The organism is Bradyrhizobium aeschynomenes, assembly GCF_013178945.1.
Taxonomy (GTDB): Bacteria; Pseudomonadota; Alphaproteobacteria; order Rhizobiales; family Xanthobacteraceae; genus Bradyrhizobium; species Bradyrhizobium aeschynomenes.
In genome coordinates, this window is sequence record NZ_JABFDM010000001.1 from 242,529 (window position 1) to 260,620 (window position 18,092).

Annotated in this window: 17 protein-coding genes; 15 read left to right on the plus strand and 2 right to left on the minus strand. The window is 65.2% G+C overall.

Going from position 1 to position 18,092, the window contains the following annotated elements:
* Positions 1 to 50 precede the first annotated feature (50 nt).
* Positions 51 to 764, minus strand: coding sequence for a GntR family transcriptional regulator (locus tag HL666_RS01095; protein ID WP_172111236.1), 714 nt, complete (start codon positions 762 to 764; stop codon positions 51 to 53).
* A 235-nt stretch (positions 765 to 999) separates the two neighbouring features.
* Between HL666_RS01095 and HL666_RS01100 the strand changes: the two genes are divergently transcribed.
* From HL666_RS01100 to HL666_RS01135, 8 genes are all read left to right on the plus strand, one after another.
* The gene (locus HL666_RS01100) at positions 1,000 to 1,422 is read left to right on the plus strand and encodes a copper chaperone PCu(A)C (RefSeq protein WP_172179458.1); all 423 of its coding nucleotides are present in this window, start codon (positions 1,000 to 1,002) and stop codon (positions 1,420 to 1,422) included.
* Between the two features lie 106 nt (positions 1,423 to 1,528).
* Positions 1,529 to 3,307, plus strand: coding sequence for a methanol/ethanol family PQQ-dependent dehydrogenase (locus tag HL666_RS01105; RefSeq protein WP_172111300.1), 1,779 nt, complete (start codon positions 1,529 to 1,531; stop codon positions 3,305 to 3,307).
* A gap of 99 nt (positions 3,308 to 3,406) precedes the next feature.
* Positions 3,407 to 3,904, plus strand: a complete 498-nt coding sequence (locus HL666_RS01110; RefSeq protein WP_172111299.1) for a c-type cytochrome — start codon at positions 3,407 to 3,409, stop codon at positions 3,902 to 3,904.
* Positions 3,901 to 4,533 carry a hypothetical protein gene (locus HL666_RS01115; RefSeq protein ID WP_172131583.1) on the plus strand — a complete coding sequence of 211 codons (633 nt, stop codon included), beginning with the start codon at positions 3,901 to 3,903 and terminating at the stop codon, positions 4,531 to 4,533. Before HL666_RS01110 ends, HL666_RS01115 begins: the two co-directional genes overlap by 4 nt.
* Before the next feature lie 130 nt (positions 4,534 to 4,663).
* Positions 4,664 to 4,762 carry a pyrroloquinoline quinone precursor peptide PqqA gene (gene pqqA / locus HL666_RS01120; RefSeq protein WP_172111298.1) on the plus strand — a complete coding sequence of 33 codons (99 nt, stop codon included), beginning with the start codon at positions 4,664 to 4,666 and terminating at the stop codon, positions 4,760 to 4,762.
* A 236-nt stretch (positions 4,763 to 4,998) separates the two neighbouring features.
* Positions 4,999 to 6,549 carry an AMP-binding protein gene (locus HL666_RS01125; protein WP_172179460.1) on the plus strand — a complete coding sequence of 517 codons (1,551 nt, stop codon included), beginning with the start codon at positions 4,999 to 5,001 and terminating at the stop codon, positions 6,547 to 6,549.
* Positions 6,550 to 6,591: 42 nt separating this feature from the next.
* The gene (locus HL666_RS01130) at positions 6,592 to 7,530 is read left to right on the plus strand and encodes an AEC family transporter (protein WP_172179462.1); all 939 of its coding nucleotides are present in this window, start codon (positions 6,592 to 6,594) and stop codon (positions 7,528 to 7,530) included.
* 28 nt (positions 7,531 to 7,558) lie between these two features.
* Positions 7,559 to 9,271 carry a 2-hydroxyacyl-CoA lyase gene (locus tag HL666_RS01135; RefSeq protein ID WP_172179464.1) on the plus strand — a complete coding sequence of 571 codons (1,713 nt, stop codon included), beginning with the start codon at positions 7,559 to 7,561 and terminating at the stop codon, positions 9,269 to 9,271.
* Positions 9,272 to 9,628: 357 nt separating this feature from the next.
* On the opposite strand, the gene HL666_RS01140 is transcribed toward HL666_RS01135, so the two are convergent.
* Entirely contained in the window at positions 9,629 to 10,936 is a 1,308-nt protein-coding gene (locus HL666_RS01140; protein WP_172179466.1) for an MFS transporter, read from the minus strand.
* A 152-nt stretch (positions 10,937 to 11,088) separates the two neighbouring features.
* Between HL666_RS01140 and cyoA the strand changes: the two genes are divergently transcribed.
* Genes cyoA through HL666_RS01175 form a run of 7 tightly spaced genes read left to right on the plus strand, consistent with a single transcriptional unit; the run spans position 11,089 to position 18,045 of the window.
* Entirely contained in the window at positions 11,089 to 12,264 is a 1,176-nt protein-coding gene (gene cyoA, locus HL666_RS01145; RefSeq protein ID WP_172179468.1) for a ubiquinol oxidase subunit II, read from the plus strand.
* A gap of 25 nt (positions 12,265 to 12,289) precedes the next feature.
* Positions 12,290 to 14,299 (plus strand): cytochrome o ubiquinol oxidase subunit I, encoded by a 2,010-nt coding sequence (gene cyoB / locus HL666_RS01150; protein ID WP_172179470.1) that lies wholly within the window; start codon positions 12,290 to 12,292, stop codon positions 14,297 to 14,299.
* Positions 14,296 to 14,925, plus strand: a complete 630-nt coding sequence (gene cyoC / locus HL666_RS01155) for a cytochrome o ubiquinol oxidase subunit III (RefSeq protein WP_172111228.1) — start codon at positions 14,296 to 14,298, stop codon at positions 14,923 to 14,925. Before cyoB ends, cyoC begins: the two co-directional genes overlap by 4 nt.
* A complete protein-coding gene (gene cyoD, locus HL666_RS01160) occupies positions 14,922 to 15,293 on the plus strand; it encodes a cytochrome o ubiquinol oxidase subunit IV (RefSeq protein ID WP_172111227.1) in 372 nt (123 codons plus the stop codon). Before cyoC ends, cyoD begins: the two co-directional genes overlap by 4 nt.
* Positions 15,293 to 16,123 (plus strand): SURF1 family protein, encoded by an 831-nt coding sequence (locus tag HL666_RS01165; RefSeq protein WP_172111226.1) that lies wholly within the window; start codon positions 15,293 to 15,295, stop codon positions 16,121 to 16,123. Before cyoD ends, HL666_RS01165 begins: the two co-directional genes overlap by 1 nt.
* Positions 16,124 to 16,169: 46 nt before the next feature.
* On the plus strand, positions 16,170 to 17,522 hold the full coding sequence (locus tag HL666_RS01170; RefSeq protein WP_172179472.1) for an ATP-binding protein: 1,353 nt from the start codon (positions 16,170 to 16,172) through the stop codon (positions 17,520 to 17,522).
* Positions 17,512 to 18,045, plus strand: a complete 534-nt coding sequence (locus HL666_RS01175; protein ID WP_172111224.1) for a response regulator transcription factor — start codon at positions 17,512 to 17,514, stop codon at positions 18,043 to 18,045. The genes HL666_RS01170 and HL666_RS01175 overlap by 11 nt, the downstream gene beginning before the upstream one ends.
* Positions 18,046 to 18,092: the final 47 nt, after the last annotated feature.

The following is an 18,092-nucleotide window of genomic DNA, read 5'->3' on the forward strand; positions in this document are numbered from 1 at the left end:
CGGGCGGCACGTTGGAGCCGAGCCCGCGAACGCCGTGCGATTCGTGGCGGTCATAGCGAGAACTTCCGCGCCGAGAGCGTGCGCCGCTGCTTCGGCCGGCTCTCCTGCTGGATTTCGAGATGGCGGATGAACACGCGGGCGGCGCGCGAGATGTGCTCGCGACTCAGCCGTTCGGCGTCCGTGCTGCGGCCCGCGATGATCGCGGCGAGAATATCCTCGTGCTCGTCCCAGACCGTCTGGGACATGCCTTCCTCCTTCTGCAGCACGTCGGACATCACGCGCTTCAGGCACGGCCAATGCGGCGCCATGGTCTCGCCGATCAGCGTATTGCCGGACAGCTCGCCGAGAAAATGGTGGAAGGCGATGTCGGTCTCGATCTTGCGGCTGACGAGACCGCTCCGGACCGCCTCATGGCCAGCCGCGATGTAGGCCGGGCCTTCAACCGCAGCGCGGTCGCTCGCGCGCTCGGCAGCGAGCCGCGCCGCAAGCCCTTCCAGCACGGCCCGCATCTCGTACAGATCGCGGACGAAGCCCGGATCGAGCGGCGCCACGATCAGGCCCCGGCCCGGTGCGCTCTGCACCAGCCCGCAGCCGCGCAACAGGATCAGGGCCTGCTGCACCGGCTGGCGCGATACGCCGTAGGCCTGCGCCAGATCGTCCTGGATCAGGCGGGAGCCGGAGGTGAGTACGCCGCTGACGATCTCGTCAGTGATCGCTTCGACGACCTGATCGACCAGGGAGGGGGCGGGGGGCACGATTCGCATGAGTCATCACATTTTGTCGGACATTAGCACGTCAAGCCTGAAATTCCATTTGCGAGGAATTCGAATTCAGAGTACGAATTCAAAAATAAGGAGCCAAGCTAAAACGGCTTTCATATGATCGGGGAGGGCGTCCGTGTCGGATCAACCGGCTCGTTCGAAGCGTGACCAGAGCTGCTCGGCGTCCTCGGGGGGCAGCGTGCGCGCCGGCTTGAGGCCGGCATCAGCGTACGGAAGGGTGGCGGCGTTTGCTGCCGCGTTCGTCGCGACGGCGCCTGCAGTTGCTGCAGCCGGAGAAGGTCTGACTCTCTCCGAAGCCTGGGTGCCCGCGACGCCCGAGGTCGGTCGCGACATTCCGCTGCTGCTGACGATCAAGAACGAAACCACGGCGCCCGAAGCCTTGATGCGCGTGCGTTGCCCGATCGCGAATTTTTCCGAACGTCACACCGTCGATCGCGGCGAAGGCGCGCCGGCGATGCGCGCTATCCCCAACATTCCGATTCCCGCGGGCAGCACGCTGGTGCTGCTGCCGACCGCCTATCACGTGATGCTGCTGCAGACGCGCGAGCCGCTCGAGCCCGGAAAGCGCTTCACCTGCACGATCGTGTTCCAGAAAGCTGGATCCATCGAAACGGAGGTCGAGGTCCGCAAGTCGCCCTGAAGCTTGCAAGTCTCTGAAGCTTGCTTGTCGCCTGCTGCCTCTCCGCTGCGCGCCGGCGGGGTGTCGTCCAAACAAAATGCAAAAATCATCTTGGGAGAAGGAAATGATGAGGAAACACGTCAGGTCCACGTTACGGGCGATGCTGCTCGCCAGCGCAGCTTTCGCCTGCTTCCAGCTCGCCTCTCCGGCGCAAGCCGCCGATGAGATGACGCCGGAGCGGCTGCTCAATGCCGACAAGGAAGCCGGCAACTGGCTGCATCATCACAAGAACTATTCGGGCACGCGCTTCTCGACGTTGAAGGAGATCAACAAGGACAACGTCAAGAATCTGAAGGTTGCCTGGACGATGCATCTCGGTGGCGTCGAGGGTGGCGGCATCTGGAGCCATGGCGGTCTCGAAGGCACGCCGATCGTCGAGAACGGCATGATGTATGTGACCGACGGTTGGGGCTCGGTCTACAAGATCGATGCCCGCGGCGGCAAAGGCCAGCTGGTCTGGAAGATGGATCCCAAGACCGATCATGACTGGGCCGGCGCCATCGCCTGCTGCGGCGTCGACAATCGCGGCGTCGCGCTGTGGGGCAATCTCGTCGTCTCGCACACGCTCGACGGGCGCCTGATCGCAACCAACAAGGAGACCGGGCAGGTGGCCTGGCAGCGTCAGGTCGCCGATCCCGACAAGGGCGAGGTCATCACCGGCGCGCCGCTGATCGTGAAGAACATGGCGATCACCGGCGTCGCCGGCGCCGAATACGGCATCCGCGGCTGGATCGCGGCGACCGATCTCGGCACCCAGAAGGAAGTCTGGCGCACCCACACCATTCCGGCAAAGGGCGAGCCCGGCAGCGAAACCTGGAAGGACAGCAACGACGCGGCCGCGGCCGGCGGCGGTTCGACCTGGGTGACCGGCACCTACGATCCGGCGACCGACACCATCATCTGGGGCGTCGGCAACCCCGGTCCGGACTGGGACAATGCCTATCGTCCCGGCGACAACCTCTACACCGACAGCTCGCTGGCGCTCGACGCCAACACCGGCAAGATCAAGTGGCATTATCAGCACACGCCGAATGATCCCTACGACTATGACAGCGTCGCCGAGAACGTCCTGGTCGACGTGCCCGCGCCGAACGGCCAGACGCTGAAGCTCGCTTTGGAAGCGGATCGCAACGGCTTCGCCTATGCGATCGATCGCACCAACGGCAAGTTCATCTGGGGACTGCCGTTCGTCAAGAAGGTGACCTGGACCAAGGGCCTCGATCCCGAGACCGGCAAGCCGATCGAGTACGATCCGAAGAATCCGGTGCAGCGCTACAACGCTGCGGTGACGCCGCATCGTGAGAACAAGGTCGCCGACATCTGCCCCGGCAACATGGGCGGCAAGAACTGGCCGCCGACGTCCTACAATCCGGATCTCAAGCTCTGGTACATCCCGGTGATCGAGAGCTGCAACCGGATCACCGTCGAAGAGGCGACCAAGGACAAGCTGAAGCCGCGCGAGTTCTGGACCGGCGGCGGACCGAGCCAGCCGTTCAAGATCACGGGCAGCGTGACCGCGATCGACGTCACCACCGGCAAGATCGCCGGCAAGATGGAGACGCCGTTCCCGAACCTCGGCGGCATGCTGTCGACACCCGATCTCGTCTTCACCGGCCAGCCCTCCGGCGAGGTGATGGCGCTCGATGCGAAGACGCTGCAGAAGCTGTGGGAGTTCAACACCGGCGGCGGCGTCAACGCGCCTCCCGTGACCTTCTCGGTCGACGGCAAGCAGTATGTCGCGATCCTGGTCGGTCTCGGCGGCGCCTGGGACAAGTGGTTCATCGAAGCCACGCCCGAGCTGAAGAAGATCCAGCCCGGCTCGATGCTCTACGTCTTCGCGCTGTGATGCCGGTTTCGGAGCGGAGGCCTTGCCTCCGCTCCGCCCCTATTCCCTGTTCGACAAGAAGATCAGATGAAAATCAGTGCGATCACGTCCGCCGTGGCGTTGGCTTTCGTTCTCGTCTCAGGACCGCTCGCCTCGGCGCAGTCAGCCGCACCTGCCGACCCGACCGAAGCGGGCAAAGCGGTGTTCAAGCGCGCGAACTGCGTCGGCTGCCACAAATGGCACGGCAATGGTGGTGGCGGCTATGGCGGCGACGCGCTGTCGCTGCGCAAGACCGAGCTCGACCGCCAGCACATCATCGAGACCGTGACCTGCGGCCGACCTGGAACGGGCATGCCGTATTTCGCGCGCGGCTCCTATGACACGGCAAAGTGCTATGACATGAGCCGCCAGGACGTCGGCGAGCGCATGCCGCCCGAGGGGGGCGTGTTCCTGCGCCCCAATGACATCGAGGCGGTTGCGGACTACGTGCTCGCGCACATCAAGGGGCGCGGTGAGCCCAACTACGACGAATGCACGGCCTTCTTCGGCAATACATCGCGCGTCTGCGACATCTACAAGGCCAACGCCACCAAGCCTGCAAGCGAGCCATCCAAATGAAACGGACATCACTTGCCGCCATCTTCGCGATGGTTCTGCTGCCTTTCGTCATGCATGCGGCCTCCGCCCAGGCGGTGCCGACCTACGATTTGCGCGACATCACCGTCGGCATGCCCGTCGGCGATTTGCCGAACGAAGGCTATGTCAACCTGACCTGCGTCAAGGATCCAAGCCGCAAGCTCAATGCATGGTCGGCTTGGCGCGACTGTCCGGCTGACGAGCAGTCACGTCATGCGGTGCGCTTCGACTTCGATCCGGAGACCAGCCAGGACGGCACCAAGGTTGCGGGGCATCCGGTGCTGCTGACCGTTCTGGTCGACGACAAGGGGACCGTCACCGGCCTCACCATCGAGACCGATCCAAAGGCGCGGCTCTACATTCGTAAGAAGGCGTTCCTGCTCGGCAACCAGGTGAAGTCGCGCTATGGCGCCGACGGCTGGGATTGCCAGGAGCGGCAGCCGACGGCTGGCGAGCAGCCGGTCGGCGGCGTGTTCCTGCGCGAGCTCTGCAAGAAGACGGTCCCCGGCCGCATGCTGACGGTCGAGCGCGAGCTGTTTCGAAAGCCTGATCAGGACATCAAGAGCTTCGTCGACCAGACGCTGATCCGGATCACGAAGCAGGCGAACTAATCGAAGAGATCCTTCGTCCTGACGGGCGAAGGCCGACATGATCACGCTTGCCTTCACCGGGTGCTGAGAGTTGCCGGTGATGCAGGTGGCCGCTTGCGCGGCGATGATCTGCCCCCCCGGGAGAAAGAGCATGAGCTGGACTGCGCCCAAGATCGTCGAAGTCTCCGTCGGCATGGAAATCAACATGTATGCCTGCGCCAGCGGGCAGTCTGCTCGGCGAAAGAGCTGATCCGACATCGGGTGACAGCGGCGGCATGCCGTTCACCGCTGCCACTCGCCGAGACCGCATGTCGCCGCTCGGGTCGGCATTGGTGAATGCGCCGCCCGCCCCGTCAGCCGGATTCAACCGGACTGGGGCATCCGGCTATACCCCGCGGCAACCGATTGGCACGGTCGTCATCGCGGGCGTGCCGCGGTCGTCGATCGGCCTGCCGGACACGATCCTTAGAGGTGAGGGGAACGACGATGAGGGAGCTCTTGAACTTCGGGCAGATGCTGTCGGCGCACGCCCGGACGTCGCCGGAGCGAACCGGGGCCCGCGACCTCGAACGATCGATGAGCTTTTCGCTGTGGAATGAGCGCGCCTGCCGGCTCGCCAACGCGCTGATCGGCCTCGGGCTCGCCAAGGGCGATCGCGTCGCGATCCTCGCCTATAACTGCGTCGAATGGTGCGAGATCTATGCCGCCACCGCCAAGGCCGGCCTCGTCGCACTGCCGATCAATTTCCGCCTCACCGCGCCCGAGGTGGAGTTCATCGTCCAGAACGCCGAAGCGGCTGCCGTCATCGTGCAGGACGAACTCGTGGGCCTCGTCGAGGAGGCACGCAAGGATCTCGGCATCGCCGCAGATCGCTTCATCCACTTCGGCACGCGGCCGCGCCCGGCCGGCTATCGTTGCTATGAGGACATCATCGCGGCGGCGTCATCCAGCGAGCCCGACCAGCACGTCGTGCTGTCCGACCCCTGGACCCTGATGTATACGTCCGGCACCACCGGCAAGCCGAAGGGCGTATTGCGCAGCCATCGCAGTGCCGTGCTGCTGTCGATGGTCACCGAGATCGAGCTGAAGCTCAGCCGCAATGACGGCGCGCTGCTGGTGATGCCGATGTGCCATGCCAATTCGCTGAACTTCTTCGGCGCGTTCGGCTACATCGGCGGCGTCAATTCGATCTATTCGCGCAAGAGCTTCGATCCCGAGCACGCGGTGACCACGCTCGCCGACGGCGGCTCCACCTTCACCTCGCTGGTGCCGACGCACTACATCATGATGCTCGACCTGCCGCGCGCGATCCGCGCGCAGCACGATTTCAGCGCGGTCACCAAGCTGATGATCTCCTCGGCACCGGCGCGCCCGGAGACCAAGCGCGAGGTCATGGAGATGTTCCCGAAGTCGGGCCTCTACGAGCTCTATGGCGCCACCGAGACCGGCTGGGTCACCATGCTCCATCCGCACGAGCAGTTCACCAAGCTCGGCTCGGTGGGCCGCGAATGCGTCGGCGCCGCGCCGATCCGCATTCTCGACGAGGCCGGCAACGAGGTGCCGGACGGCGGGGCGGGCGAGCTCTATTCCTCCAACGCGCACACCTTCGACTGCTATTGGCGCCTGCCGGAGAAGACGAAGGAGGCGTTTCGCGGCGATTATTGTTCGGTTGGCGACATGGCCCGCCGCGATGCCGACGGCTACATCCACCTCGCCGACCGCAAGAGCAACATGATCATCTCGGGCGGCGAGAACATCTATCCCTCCGAGGTCGAGGCGCTCGTCGGCGCGCATCCGAGTGTCAAGGACATCGCCGTGATCGGCCTGCCGGACGACAAATGGGGCGAGCGCGTCCATGCCGTGATCGTGCCGCGCGACGGCATGACGGTGAACGAGGGCGAACTGGTCGATTGGGCCAAGGAGCGTCTCGCCGGCTTCAAGCGGCCCCGAAGCTACGCCTTCATCACCGACGCGGAGATGCCGCGCAACGCCACCGGCAAGATCCTGCATCGCGAGCTGAAGAAGAGATTTTCGTGAGTTGGTCGCTGCAATGCGCCGCGCGTCTGATATGTAGCTGCGATGCAGGCCGTTCTCAATTCCGCTCTTCCCATCTTCGCACTGATCCTCACCGGGTTCCTGTGCGGCAGATTCGGTGTGTTCGACCGCACCGCGACCGACAATCTCAACCGCTTCGCGGTCTATCTCGCGCTGCCGGCGCTGATCTTCACGGCGATGTCCAAGATCGGCGTCGATCAGGTCAGCCAGTTCGGCTTCATCGGCGCCTTCTGCGGCGGCATCGCCGCGACCTTTGCGACCGGCTTCGTCATCAGCCGGCTGCGCGGACGACGGGTCGCGAATGCGAGCATCGAGGGGCTCGACGCCGGCTACAGCAATGTCGGCTTCATGGGCATTCCGATGTGCCTTTTGGTGTTCGGTCCAGACAGCGCGCCGGCCTCGATCATCGCAACCTTGTTCACGGCCTGCGTGCTGTTCCTGTTTGCGATCGTCGTGGTCGAAATGGATCTGCAGAAGGGCGCCACGCTCGGCGCCACCATCGCCAAGGTCGCGCGCTCGCTGCTGACCAGCCCGTTGTTCATCGCGCCCGTCGCGGGGCTCGCTGTGGGCCTGAGCGGCTTCGCGCTGCCGGCGCCGTTCATGAGCTTCACGACGTTGCTCGGTGGCGCGGCCTCGCCGGCGGCGCTGGTCTGCATTGGACTGTTCCTCGCGCAAGAGCGCGTCGTCACGCGCGACGCCACCTCGATCGCCATTCTCGTTTCGCTGAAGCTCGTGATGCAGCCGGCGGTGACGGCGCTGCTCGCCTTCCACGTGTTTTCGATGCCGCCGCTGTGGTCGCATTCGGCCGTGATCCTGAGCGCGCTGCCGATCGGCTCCGGGCCGTTCACCATCGCCAAGCTCTACGGCCTGGAGGCGGGCGTCACCTCGGGCTCGATCCTCGTCTCGCACATCTTCGCCGTCCTCACCGTCTCGCTGCTCGTGGCCTGGCTGGCGCCGGGCTGACCGCAACCTCGTTCGCCGGAGTGGTCCGATGAAAGTCTCTCCCGACAGTGCCGCCGACCTGATCGCCCGCCTGCTCAAGCGCCGCGGCGTTACTCGCGTCTTCGCGCTGTGCGGCGGTCACATCATGCCGATCTGGATGCGGCTCGATGCGGAGGGAATCCAGATCATCGACGTGCGCGACGAGCGCGCGGCTGTCCACATGGCCCAGGCGCATGCGGAGCTCACCGGCGAGCTCGGCGTCGCGCTGGTCACGGCAGGACCTGGCATGACCAACGCGATCACCGGCATCGCCAACGCCCACGTCTCGCGCGCGCCGGTGCTTGTGATGTCGGGCGGAAATCCGCGACCGCAGGAGAACCGCGGCGGCCTGCAGGACATGGATCACACCCAGCTGGTGCGCTCGATCACACGCTATGCCCGCACCGTACGCGAGCCGTCGCTGGTGCTGCAGGAGCTGGACGAGGCGATCGCGCGCGCCTTCGGCGATGGCGGCGAGCCGGGGCCGGTCTTCATCGACTTTCCGGTCGATACGCTGCGCGGGATTGTTCCGAAGCCGCTGCAATTGGACGAGCATCTCGCGCCGAAGCCGCGCGCGGCGACACGGCCGGATCCCGCTGAGGTCGAGAAGGCCGTCGAGCTGTTGTGGTCGGCGCGCCGCGTGCTCGTCATCTCCGGGCGTGGTGCGCGTGGTGCCGGTCCCGGGCTGATCGCGCTGCTCGACCGGCTCGGCGCGGTCTATCTCGACACTGGCGAGAGCAGGGGGCTCGTGCCCGACGACCATCCGTCCGTGGTCGGCGCGATGCGCGGCGCCGTGATGGGCGATGCCGATTTGGTGCTCACGGTCGGACGAAAGCTCGACTTCCAGCTGGCCTATGGCTCGCCGGCCGTGTTCAAGGACGCGAAGTTCGTCCGCATCAGCGACACCGCAAGCGAGTTGCGCGACAACCGTCGCGGCGCGGCCGAGATCCTTGCGTCACCGGCGGAGACGCTTGGTGCGATCGTCGCGCTGGCGGGCAATCGCGAATCGGCCGTCGATCGGCAATGGGCCGCGAGGCTGCGCGCCGCGCATCAGGAACGCGCCGCCAAGCTGAAGCAGAGCATGGCGACGGCAGCCCCCGGCTCGGACGGTCGGCTGCATCCCAATCGCGTGTTGTCAGCGTTGCAGGAGGCCATCGGCAATGATGCCGTGGTCATCACCGACGGCGGTGATTTCCTGTCCTTCGCGCGTGTGGGCCTGAGCGCGCCGCTCATGCTCGATCCCGGCCCGTTCGGCTGCATCGGCATCGGCGTGCCCTACGGTATCGCTGCAAGTCTCGCTTATCCCGACAAGCCCGTGGTGGTGGCGACCGGCGATGGCGCCTTCGGCTTCAACGCGATCGAGGTGGATACGGCCGTGCGCCACAAGGCGCCGGTGCTGATCATCGTCGCCAACAACGGCGCCTGGCAGATCGAGGTGCACGACCAGACCGTGACGCACGGCAAGATCGTCGGCACAAAACTGCAATTCGCCGATCACGCCGCCATGGCGCGGGCCTTCGGCATGCATGCCGAGCGCGTCGAAACCGAGGAGCAGCTCGGGCCGGCGATTGAGCGCGCGCTCGCCAATCGTCCGGCGCTGCTCGACATGGTGGTGACGCCGGAGGCGGTGTCGTCGGACGCCAAGACCGGGTTGGCCTGGGTGCCGGACCTGCAGCCGCTCGCGGCGTGGGACGAGGCGGAGCGGAAGTGGCGGGGCAGCTGATCTGTCGTTGGTCTCCAACGCTGAGTCTGATCCCGATCATCGACATGAGCGTGTAGCCCACGTGTCGCCGGTCTCTTAACCCCACCCTCATGGTGAGGAGCGCCGCGCCGCAATCTGCTTGACGCAAGCCGAGATGGTTCGGGCGCGGCGCGTCTCGAACCATGAGGCCCTAGCTGTGGCCTCGCCCTTCGAGACGCCCGCCTTCGGCGGGCTCCTCAGGGTGAGGGGTGGAAGTCTTTCCTAGCAGGGCGAAGCGCGCAAACTACGATCGAAGCTTTCGTCTCGATCAGCACGCTGTTCGCGGCCGGAAGCTCAATCTGTCAAAGAGGCCAATAGCAGCGAATTGTGTCGCCTCGCTTATTTCTGCTCCAACTGCCGCGGTGCGCTCAGCCACAGCGCGAGCAGCGTGCACACCGCGCCGGACAGCAGATAGCCGCCGGCTGACAGCAGGCCGAAATACGATGCCAGCAGCAGTGCCGCCAGCGGCGCGAAGCCGGCGCCGAACAGCCAGGCCAGGTCTGCCGTCAGCGCCGACGCCGTGTAGCGATAGGTGCGGGCGAAGTTGGCGGCGATCGCGCCGGAAGACTGGCCGAACGACAGGCCGAGCAGGATGAAGCCGAGCACCATGTAGACGGTCTCGCCGACCGGACCTGCATCGAGCAGCTGCGGCGCGAAGCCGGAGAAGACGGCGATCGCGATGGCCGAGCCGATCAAGAGCGACTTGCGGCCGATGCGGTCCGCGAGCATGCCGGAGGCGATGATCGCGACCACGCCGAACACCGCGCCGACGGCCTCGATGATCAGGAATCGCGCCGGCGTCTCCTTGGTGAACAGGAACACCCAGGACAGCGGAAACACGGTCACCATGTGGAACAGGGCGAAGCTCGCCAGCGGCGCGAAGGCGCCGATCACGATGTTGCGGCCCTCGTGGCGGATGGTGTTGCTGACGCTGGCAGGCTGCAGTTCGCGCGACTGGAACAGCTCGTCATATTCTGGCGTCACCACCATGCGCAGCCGCGCGAACAGCGCGACGACGTTGATGGCGAAGGCGACGAAGAACGGATAGCGCCAGCCCCAGTCGAAGAAATCGGCTGCCGAGAGATTGCCGACGAAGAAGGCGAACAGCACACTGGCGACGATCAGCCCGAGCGGGGCGCCGAGCTGCGGGATCATCGCGTACCAGCCGCGCTGATGCTCCGGCGCGTTCATCGCGAGCAGCGACGCGAGCCCATCCCAGGCGCCGCCCCAGGCGAGACCCTGGCCGATTCGCGCCAGCGCCAGCAGCCAGATCGCGCCCGCGCCGACGGTGTAATAGCTCGGCAGGAAGGCGATTGCGACGGTGGAGGTGCCCAGCAGGAACAGCGCGATGATCAGCTTGGCGCTCTTGCCGTAGCGGCGGTCGATCGCCATGAAGATCACGCTGCCGAACGGGCGGGCGATGAAGGCGAGCGCGAACAGCGCGAAGGAATACAGCGTCTGCGTGAGCTCGTCGGCGAACGGGAAAACGAGCCGCGGAAACACGATCACCGAGGCGATGGCGTAGACGAAGAAGTCGAAGAACTCCGACGTGCGGCCGATGATGACGCCGATCGCGATCTCGCCCGGATTCGCTTCGTGCCTGCGGGAGAGATTGGTCTCGCCGTCCATGGCCGCTGCCTGTGTCATCGCCGCTCGCAGTCCTCTCGCACTCTATCTCAGGCCCGTAGATGTCTGCCCCAGCGTCGCTCCGGTATTGGACAAATTGTCCAATGTTGGGCGTGACGTCCGGTCGCTACGTGAGGCCTCGTTCAGAGATCCGCGCTTCGACGAGGTTAATCGTGCGTTACTGGAAGATATTGGCCCTGCTACCGCTGGGGCTCGCGCTCGGCGGCTGCAATCTGGTGGTGCTCGCGCCCTCCGGTGACGTCGCCGCCCAGCAGCGCGATCTCGTGATCATCGCCACCGTTCTGATGCTGCTGATCGTGGTGCCGGTGATGGTGGCCACCGCCATGATCGCCTGGCGCTACCGCCAGTCGAACCAGTCCGCGACCTACACGCCGGACTGGGACCACTCGACCCAGCTCGAGCTTCTGATCTGGGCCGCGCCGCTTCTGATCATCATCTGCCTGGGCGCCGTCACCTGGATGGGCACGCATCTGCTCGATCCCTACCGCACCCTCGGCCGCATCTCGGCGGATCGCGCAGTGACGCCGCAGGACAAGCCGCTCGAGGTCAACGTCGTCGCGCTCGATTGGAAGTGGCTGTTCATCTATCCCGAATACGGCATCGCCAGCCTCAACGAGCTCGCCGCTCCCGTGAACCGGCCGCTCGATTTCCGGATCACCTCGTCCTCGGTGATGAACTCGTTCTATATTCCGGCACTCGCAGGCCAGATCTACGCGATGCCGGGCATGCAGAGCCGGCTGCACGCGGTCATCAACAAGCCCGGCGTCTATCGCGGCTTCTCGGCGAACTACAGCGGCGCCGGCTTCTCCGGCATGCGCTTCGCCTTCCACGGCCTGTCGGATGCGGAGTTTGCCAGCTGGGTCGAGAAGGCCAAGGCCAGCGGCACTCAGCTCGGCAAGTCGGAATATCTCACGCTGGAGCGTCCGAGCGCCAACGAGCCGGTGCGCTATTACGCCTCCGTCGATGGCGACCTGTTCCGCGCCATCCTCAACATGTGCGTCGAGACCGGTAAGATGTGCATGAGCGAGATGATGGCGATCGATGCCCGGGGCGGCATGGGGATGGCCGGCGTGCGCAACACGCTGCCGCTCGCCTACGACAAGTTCGCCGGCCGCGGCGCCGTGTTCGGCGCCGAGCCGAGCTTCGTGGCCGGCGGCGTCTGCCTGCCGGGCGACCAGGTCACGCGCATGGCCGAGGACTCCTCGCCCACCGTGCTGGCGCCGCTCGACTGGACGCCGCTGCAGGGCCGCGGGCTGGAACGGCCCGGCCTGATGCGGCCGTCCAAGGCGTCGTTCATCCCGTTGCCGACCTCCAAGTCGAATTCCTGACGTTCGGATTCGCGAGGATCACATCATGTTCGACACTGCCAATCTCACCAAGCTCATCTTCGGCCGGCTGACCCTGGAGTCGCTGCCGCTGCATGAGCCGATCATCGTCGGCACCTTCGCGATGGTCGCGCTCGGCGGCCTCGCGCTGTTGGGCGCGCTGACCTATTTCCGGCTCTGGGGTTATCTCTGGAAGGAGTGGTTCACCACCGTCGACCACAAGCGCATCGGCATCATGTACATGGTGCTCGGCATCGTCATGCTGCTGCGCGGCTTCGCCGACGCCCTGATGATGCGCCTGCAGCAGGCGATCGCCTTCAACGGCTCCGAGGGCTACCTCAACTCGCACCACTATGATCAGGTGTTCACGGCGCACGGCGTGATCATGATCTTCTTCGTGGCGATGCCGCTGGTCACCGGCCTGATGAACTATGTCGTTCCGCTGCAGATCGGCGCGCGCGACGTGTCGTTTCCGTTCCTCAACAATTTCAGCTTCTGGATGACCACGGCGGGCGCCGTGCTGGTGATGTGCTCGCTGTTCGTCGGCGAGTTCGCGCGCACCGGCTGGCTCGCCTATCCGCCGCTCTCGAACCTGTCCTACAGTCCGGATGTCGGCGTCGACTATTACATCTGGGCGCTGCAGGTGGCCGGCGTTGGCACGCTGTTATCCGGCGTCAACCTGATCTGCACCATCGTGAAGATGCGGGCGCCCGGCATGACCATGATGAAGATGCCGGTGTTTACCTGGACCTCGCTGTGCACCAACGTCCTGATCGTCGCCTCCTTCCCGGTGCTGACGGCGGTGCTCGCGCTGCTGTCGCTCGACCGCTATATCGGCACCAACTTCTTCACCAATGATTTCGGCGGCGATCCGATGATGTATGTCAACCTCATCTGGATCTGGGGCCATCCGGAGGTCTACATCCTGATCCTGCCGGCGTTCGGCATCTTTTCCGAGGTCACCTCGACCTTCTCGGGCAAGCGGCTGTTCGGCTACACCTCGATGGTCTACGCCACCGTCGTCATCACCATCCTGTCCTATCTGGTCTGGCTGCACCATTTCTTCACCATGGGCTCCGGCGCCAGCGTGAACTCGTTCTTTGGCATCACCACGATGATCATCTCGATCCCGACGGGCGCGAAGATGTTCAACTGGCTGTTCACGATGTATCGCGGCCGTATCCGCTTCGAATTGCCGATGATGTGGACGGTCGCCTTCATGTTGACCTTCGTGATCGGCGGCATGACCGGCGTGCTGCTCGCGGTGCCCCCGGCCGACTTCGTGCTGCACAACAGCCTGTTCCTGGTCGCGCATTTCCACAACGTGATCATCGGCGGCGTGCTGTTCGGCCTGTTCGCCGGCATCGCCTATTGGTTCCCGAAGGCGTTCGGCTTCAAGCTCGATCCGTTCTGGGGCAAGATGTCGTTCTGGTTCTGGACGGTCGGCTTCTACTTCGCCTTCATGCCGCTTTATGTGCTCGGCCTGATGGGCGTGACGCGCCGCCTGCGCACCTTCGATGATCCGAGCCTGCAGATCTGGTTCGTCATCGCCGGCATCGGCGCGTTCCTGATCCTCTTGGGCATCGCCAGCTTCCTGATCCAGATTGCCGTGAGCGTGCTGCGCCGGGAGCAGCTCGTCGACACCACCGGCGATCCCTGGGATGCGCGCACCTTGGAATGGGCGACGTCGTCGCCGCCGCCGGCCTACAACTTCGCCTTCACGCCCGTCATCCACGACAACGACGCGTGGTGGGACATGAAGCGCCGCGGCTACGCCCGTCCGCTCACCGGCTTCAAGGCGATCCACATGCCGAGCAACACCGGCACCGGCGTGATCCTGGCAGGGCTGAGCACCACCATGGCGTTCGGCCTGATCTGGTACATGTGGTGGATGGCGGCCGGCAGCTTCGTCGCGCTGCTGGCGGTCGCGATCGGCCACACCTTCAACTATCACCGCAGCTTCCACATTCCGGCTGACGAGGTCGTCAGCGTCGAGCGCGCCCGCACCGAGCTGCTCGTGGCAGGAGCCAAGTCATGACGATTGCAACGGGCACTATAAAGGCCGGCGAGCCGGTCTTCTACGTCGTCGACGAGCACGATCACCCGGAAGGCAGCAGCACGCAGCTCGGCTTCTGGATCTATTTGATGAGCGACTGCCTCATCTTCGCGATCCTGTTCGCCGTCTATGGCGTGCTCGGCGCCAAATACGCCGCGGGCCCGGCGCCGAAGGACCTGTTCGACCTGTCGCTGGTCGCGGTCAACACCTCGTTCCTGCTGCTGTCGTCGCTCACCTACGGCTTTGCGATGCTGTCGATGCAGCAGAACCGCGTTGGCGCGATGCAGGGCTGGCTCGTCGTCACCGGCCTGTTCGGCCTCGCCTTCCTCGGTATCGAGCTGACCGAATTCGCGCACATGATCCATGAGGGCGCGACGCCGCAGCGCAGCGCCTTCCTGTCGTCGTTCTTCACCCTGGTTGGAACCCATGGCCTGCACGTGACGTTCGGCCTGATCTGGCTGGTCACGCTGATGGTGCAGGTCAAGCGCTTCGGCCTGATCGAGGCCAACCGGCGTCGCCTCGTCTGCCTCAGCATGTTCTGGCACTTCCTCGACGTGATCTGGATCGGTGTCTTCACCTTCGTCTATCTGATGGGAATGCTGCGATGAGCTCGGATGTCCACGCCCACGCGGATGCGCACCAGTCGGCCGATGACCATGCCGGTACGCGGCAGGGGCAGCTGATCGGCTTCGGTCTCTCGGTCGTCCTGACGGCGATCCCGTTCCTGCTGGTCATGAGCGGCTCGCTCGACAAGCAGGTGACGGCGCTGATCATCATGGCGTTCGCGGCCGTGCAGGTCGTCGTCCACATGGTCTTCTTCCTGCACATGAACACCAAGGCCGAGGGCGGCTGGACCATGATGGCGCTGATCTTCACCATCATCATGGTGGTGATCGCGTTGTCAGGCTCGCTGTGGGTCATGCATCATCTGACCACCAACATGATGCCGGTCCACGAGATGGGCCAGACGCCGTGATGCCGGCTCCTGCCGACGGGGCAGGGGGACGGAGAACGCCGGGCGCGTGGCGGCCGGCGACGCTTGCGATCGGGGCGGCTTGGGTCGCGTGCGTCGCGATCCTGCTGGCGCTTGGCGTCTGGCAGGTCGAGCGCCGCGCCTGGAAGCTCGATCTGATCGACCGGGTCGAGCGCCGCGTTCATGCCGCGCCGGTGCCCGTGCCGCAGCGGGCCGCATGGCCGGCGGTCAACCGCAACGACGACGAATACAAGCGGGTGACCTTGAGCGGCCGCTTCCTCAACGACGGCGAGACGCTGGTCCAGGCGCTCACGATCGAGGGGCCCGGCTATTGGGTCGTGACGCCGCTGCAGACGACCGAGGGCGTCGTGCTGGTGAACCGCGGCTTCGTGCCGTCGGATCGGCGCGATCGCGCCAGCCGCGGCGCCGGGAACCCGGATGGTGCGGTCAGCGTGACCGGATTGCTGCGGCTCTCGGAGCCCGGCGGCGGCTTCCTGCGCCACAATGATCCCCAGGCCAATCGCTGGTATTCACGTGACGTCGCGGCGATCGCGGCCGCGCGCGGCCTGCAGGACGTCGCCCCTTACTTCGTCGATGCCGACGCGACGCCTAATCCGGGCGGCTTCCCGATCGGTGGCCTGACCGTGATCGCCTTTCCGAACAACCATCTGGTTTACGCGCTGACGTGGTTTACATTGGCCCTGATGCTGGCCGGCGCCGGCGTGCAGCGGCTGCACCGCGCGCGCGGCGAGGCCGGCGCGGCGGCAGCGCAGGATGCGGAATGGGATCATCGGCAGCAGGGCATGCGTGGACATGGGGCGTCGCCATTGTGAGCGGACTAGTCCCCTCGACGCTTACGCCAATTGCGGACGCCGCGTCATGAGGAACGAGGCGCCGAATCTGCCGATCGGAGCTGTCGCAGCGATCGCCACACCCGAGATCCACGCTCCGCTGCCGACCAAGGATGCGACCAACCGCAAGAACATGGTGCTGCTGATTCAGCTGCGCTGGATCGCCGTGGTCGGACAGATCGTCACCATCGCCTTCGTCACGTACTGGTTCGGCATCACCCTGCCACTGCTGCCCATGGCGGCGATCATCTGCGCGCTCGTGGCGCTGAACGTGGCCAGCCACATCTGGCTGCGGACGCGCGACGATGTCGCCAATCGCCATCTGCTGATCGCCTTGATGCTCGACGTCGTGGCGCTGACGTCCGAGCTCTATCTCACCGGCGGCGCGTCCAATCCATTCACCTGTCTCTATCTGCTTCAGGTGACGCTTGGCGCCGTGCTGCTCGATGCGCGCTCGTCCTGGTCGCTGGTCGCGCTCACCGTGCTCAGCTTCGTCTGGCTCACCATCGAGTACCGCCCGCTCGATCTCCCGCAGCATCACGTCAGCGACGCCTTCGCGCTGCACATCACCGGAATGTTCGTCGGCTTCGTGCTCGACGCCGTGCTGCTCGTCGTCTTCGTCACCCGCATCAACCGTAACCTGCGCGAGCGCGACGCCAAGCTCGCCGATCTGCGTCAGCATGCCGCCGAGCAGGATCACATCATTCGCATGGGCCTCCTGGCCTCGGGCGCCGCGCATGAACTGGGCACGCCGCTCGCCTCGATCTCGGTGATCCTGAACGACTGGCGGCGCATGACCGCGATCTCGGCCGATCCGGCATTGGCGGAGGATTTCACCGAAATGGAAGCCGCGGTGCAGCGCTGCAAGTCGATCGTCACAGACATCCTGGTGTCGGCCGGGCAGGCGCGCGGCGAAGGATCGGCGCCGACGACGTTGAGGGCGTTCCTGACCACGCTGGTGGCGGAATGGAGCGCGGCGCGTTCGGCGCGCAACCTGATGGTCCGCAACGAGTTCGGCGCGGACCCTGCAATCGTCTCCGACGTCGCGCTGAAGCAGGCCATCGTCAACGTGCTCGACAACGCATTCGAAGTGTCGCGCGAATGGGTGGAGCTCGTCGTCGAGCGCGATGGCGATCAGCTGCTGCTCAGCGTCAGCGATCGTGGACCCGGCTTCGATCCGGTCATGCTCGGGCAACTCGGGCGTCCCTACCAGTCTAGCAAGGGCCGCCCGGGCCGCGGCCTCGGCCTGTTCCTGGTGGTCAACGTGATCCGCAAGCTGGGCGGCAGCGTTTCTGCCTGGAACCATCGGGGACGCGGGGCGACCGTGCGGCTCTCGCTGCCGCTGTCGATGCTTGCGATTGGAGAGCCCAGTGGAGATTGAACGCTCTCTCCTCATCGTCGAGGACGACGACGGTTTCGCACGCACCCTGAAACGCTCATTCGAGCGCCGCGGCTATGAGGCCGTGATCGCGGCCTCGCTCGAGCAGGTCGACGACATCCTGAAAGAAAGGACGTTTACTTATGCCGTCGTCGACCTCAAGCTCGGCGGCGCCTCCGGCCTCGTCTGTGTCGAGAAGCTGCATGCGCATGATCCGGAGATGCTGATCGTGGTGCTCACGGGCTTCGCCAGCATCGCCACGGCCGTCGAGGCCATCAAGCTCGGCGCCTGCCACTATCTCGCCAAGCCATCGAACACCGACGACATCGAGGAAGCCTTCCGCAAGGCCCAGGGCAACGCCCAGGTGGCGCTCGCGGAGCGCGCTACGTCGATCAAGACGCTCGAGTGGGAGCGCATCCATCAGACCCTGATCGATACCGACTTCAACATCTCCGAAGCCGCACGACGCCTCGGCATGCATCGCAGGACCCTGGCCCGCAAGCTGGAGAAGCGGCCGGTGAAGTAGGCCTCAATTCGGATCGCAGCTTCGATGCAATCCGACTTTTGCCCGCA

Bases quoted from the DNA above. Each gene is read 5' to 3' on its own strand.
- HL666_RS01095 (WP_172111236.1), bottom strand. From the start codon at position 764: ATGCGAATCGTGCCCCCCGCCCCCTCCCTGGTCGATCAGGTCGTCGAA.
- HL666_RS01105 (WP_172111300.1), top strand. From the start codon at position 1,529: ATGAGGAAACACGTCAGGTCCACGTTACGGGCGATGCTGCTCGCCAGC.
- HL666_RS01115 (WP_172131583.1), top strand. From the start codon at position 3,901: ATGAAACGGACATCACTTGCCGCCATCTTCGCGATGGTTCTGCTGCCT.
- pqqA (WP_172111298.1), top strand. From the start codon at position 4,664: ATGAGCTGGACTGCGCCCAAGATCGTCGAAGTCTCCGTCGGCATGGAA.
- HL666_RS01125 (WP_172179460.1), top strand. From the start codon at position 4,999: ATGAGGGAGCTCTTGAACTTCGGGCAGATGCTGTCGGCGCACGCCCGG.
- HL666_RS01130 (WP_172179462.1), top strand. From the start codon at position 6,592: ATGCAGGCCGTTCTCAATTCCGCTCTTCCCATCTTCGCACTGATCCTC.
- HL666_RS01135 (WP_172179464.1), top strand. From the start codon at position 7,559: ATGAAAGTCTCTCCCGACAGTGCCGCCGACCTGATCGCCCGCCTGCTC.
- HL666_RS01140 (WP_172179466.1), bottom strand. From the start codon at position 10,936: ATGACACAGGCAGCGGCCATGGACGGCGAGACCAATCTCTCCCGCAGG.
- cyoB (WP_172179470.1), top strand. From the start codon at position 12,290: ATGTTCGACACTGCCAATCTCACCAAGCTCATCTTCGGCCGGCTGACC.
- cyoC (WP_172111228.1), top strand. From the start codon at position 14,296: ATGACGATTGCAACGGGCACTATAAAGGCCGGCGAGCCGGTCTTCTAC.
- cyoD (WP_172111227.1), top strand. From the start codon at position 14,922: ATGAGCTCGGATGTCCACGCCCACGCGGATGCGCACCAGTCGGCCGAT.
- HL666_RS01165 (WP_172111226.1), top strand. From the start codon at position 15,293: ATGCCGGCTCCTGCCGACGGGGCAGGGGGACGGAGAACGCCGGGCGCG.
- HL666_RS01170 (WP_172179472.1), top strand. From the start codon at position 16,170: ATGAGGAACGAGGCGCCGAATCTGCCGATCGGAGCTGTCGCAGCGATC.